The organism is Vibrio sp. 10N.222.48.A3, from assembly GCF_041475345.1.
GTDB lineage: Bacteria > Pseudomonadota > Gammaproteobacteria > Enterobacterales > Vibrionaceae > Vibrio > Vibrio tasmaniensis_A.
This window is the reverse complement of sequence record NZ_JBFRVX010001297.1, coordinates 1-2,705: the sequence shown is the minus strand read 5'-3', so window position 1 is coordinate 2,705 and position 2,705 is coordinate 1. Positions and strand designations below refer to the sequence as shown.

The following is a 2,705-nucleotide window of genomic DNA, read 5'->3' as shown; positions in this document are numbered from 1 at the left end:
GGTGGAATACGTTTTCGCCTTGCTCTTCAAGAACAGGTTTAACTTTGTTGAAAGTTTCCATGTCGCCAGCAGCCATGATGTTCAGAAGACCATCTTTAGCGTGTGCAGGTGTACGGCCTAGAGGAGCGTCGATCATGCCTGCGCCTTTCTCAGCAAGAGCTGCGCCGATCTTCTTAGTAGAAGCAGGGATAGAAGTACCGAAGTCTACTAGTACTGCGCCTTCTTTGATGCCCGCTAGAACGCCGTCGTCGCCGTAAACAATTTTTTCAACAACAGCAGAAGTTGTAAGACAAAACTCAACGATGTCACTTGCTGCAGCTAGTTCTTTAGCAGAAGTGAATGCAGTCGCATTGCCGCGATCTGTAACGCGAGCAACGGCTTCAGCGCTTAGATCCATTACGTTTACGTGGTAGCCACGCTTTTGTAGGTTTTCAACCATGTTGCCGCCCATAAGACCTAGGCCAATGAAACCGATTACAGGTTTAGTCATGTTCAAACTCCAAATATAGTATTGTATGATTATATGCCCATTATAATAACTACGTCTTTCTCGTTACGCAATAGTTTTAGGGCATTGATTCGAAGGTTCGATGCAAGTTGTGACGGGGGTTCACTTTAAGAGAGAATACAGCCACGTTTTATATTTCCCCAAACTCTATGATGGGTTAAAAACCGTTCATCGGTAAAATAACAAGCGCTATATGTCATACTATTAACAGTCACAACAGATTCATTACGCAGTTACGTTTAAATTAATTTTGCTTGGGTGGAAAAGTCTTGCTCTTGCCGCCTATGCCCTGCTTCATAAGCAAAAGCTTAGATAAAGGCTCAAGGCTTAGCTGATAATTTCCTACAATGTGGCTGGCCAACTAAGCTGCTCATCCCATCTAGAATATTTTTCTACTCTCTATCGCGGCATAGATTACTTTCTCACTTGAAAGCTAATGTCATGAGCATTTGCTGATAAAGATTAAAATCTGTAAAACAAAAATGCGACGCCCTTTCGAGTCGTCGCATTCTATCTAAGTTTTCGCTATGTATTAGCTTTCAATTACAACTTTAGCTTGCTTGCCGCCGTCATCGACCGCTTTCACAAGTAGAATACCGACACCACCCACTATCACACCACATAGGATGAAGACTAAACGCCCCCACATTGGGTTAGTCAGAAGAGCCATCAGCATGATACCAACACCCGCTACCGCAATCAGTTTACCAAGCATTTGACGTTGTTTGTTATCCAACACTTTTTGCTCTGCCGATTCAGCGACTAATGGTGTTTCTAAGTTGCCAAAGAACTTATCAACATCCGCTTGACGTTCTTTTGATAGAGGCTTGTAAAACATTGTAGATAGTACGAAGAAGCCACCGGTTAGCGTGATGTGAGCAATGAGACCAATCGCAACTTTAACATCAGACCATTCACGTCCTGTTAGAGTATCAAGACCAAACACCGCTGCTACCATCTCTGCGTCGATAACAAAACCAACCACATAAGATACGATACCACCAACAACTAGCGTACCCCAACCAGCCCAATCCGGAGTCTTCTTAATAAAGAAACCAAGGAATGCAGGAATAGTCATAGGGAAACCGATTAACGCACCTACGTACATCATCGTATCAAACAGGCTCAAACCTTTAAGCGAGTTGATGAACTGTGCGATAAGGATAATAGCGAAACCAAATACCGCTGAAGTAATTTTAGATACGGTTACTAGCTCTTTCTCTGATGCTTGACCTTTACGAACGATTGTTTCGTAGAAGTTCTTAACAAAAATACCTGAGTTACGGTTTAGACCTGAGTCCATTGAAGACATTGTCGCTGCAAACATCGCGGCAACTAGAAGACCAACCATACCTGCTGGCATGTACTCTTGTACGAAGTATAGGTAAGCAAAGTCACCCGCTTTTTTACCTGCATTCGGGTAAGCCGCTGATAAATCAACACCTTGGCCTGCAATGAACCAAGAAGGCATGAACCAAATAAACACACCACACAACATCAACACACAAGCAAGCAATGCAGCTTTCTTAGCATTCTTTGAATCTTTTGCTGCTAGGTAACGGTATGAGTTAAGCATGTTGTTCGTGATTGAGAACTGCTTAACGAAGATGAAGAATGCCCAAATCGTAAAGATGCTTAGGTAGTTGATGTTGTTGCCCCAAAGGAACGAACCACCATCTTGTACTGGGAAGTTGTTAACAATCTCACCAACACCGCCACCTTGAACAACCGCTACAACCGCACAAGTTACCGTTACCGCCATGATGATAACCATCTGCATGAAGTCAGATGCGATTACCGCCCATGAACCACCTGTTACCGACATTGCCAATACCACTAGGCCAGTCACCCAGATAGTCATGTTCATGTCGAAACCGAAGATACCCGAAGCGATGATTGCCAATGCGTTTAACCACACACCCGCAGATACCACTGAGTTCGGCATTGAAGACCAAGTGAATACTTGTTCGTTGGTCGCACCAAAACGCATACGAATCGCTTCGATTACCGTAACAACGCGAAGTTGACGGAATTTCGGCGCGAAGTACGCGTAGTTCATGAAGTAACCAAATGCGTTGGCTACGAAGATGACCGCTACAGCAAAACCATCGTTATACGCTTTACCTGCCGCACCGGTGAATGTCCATGCACTAAACTGAGTCATAAAAGCGGTTGCACCAACCATCCACCACAACAT

The 2,705-nt window shown here is 44.1% G+C and carries 2 protein-coding genes; both read right to left on the bottom strand.

Features of this window, described 5'->3' with window-relative positions:
- A partial coding sequence (locus AB4653_RS25845) for an NAD(P)-dependent oxidoreductase (protein WP_372105657.1) occupies positions 1 to 490 on the bottom strand: 490 nt, incomplete at its 3' end.
- A gap of 550 nt (positions 491 to 1,040) precedes the next feature.
- On the bottom strand, positions 1,041 to 2,705 hold a 1,665-nt coding region (locus tag AB4653_RS25840), incomplete at its 5' end, for a sodium:solute symporter family transporter (protein ID WP_137002667.1).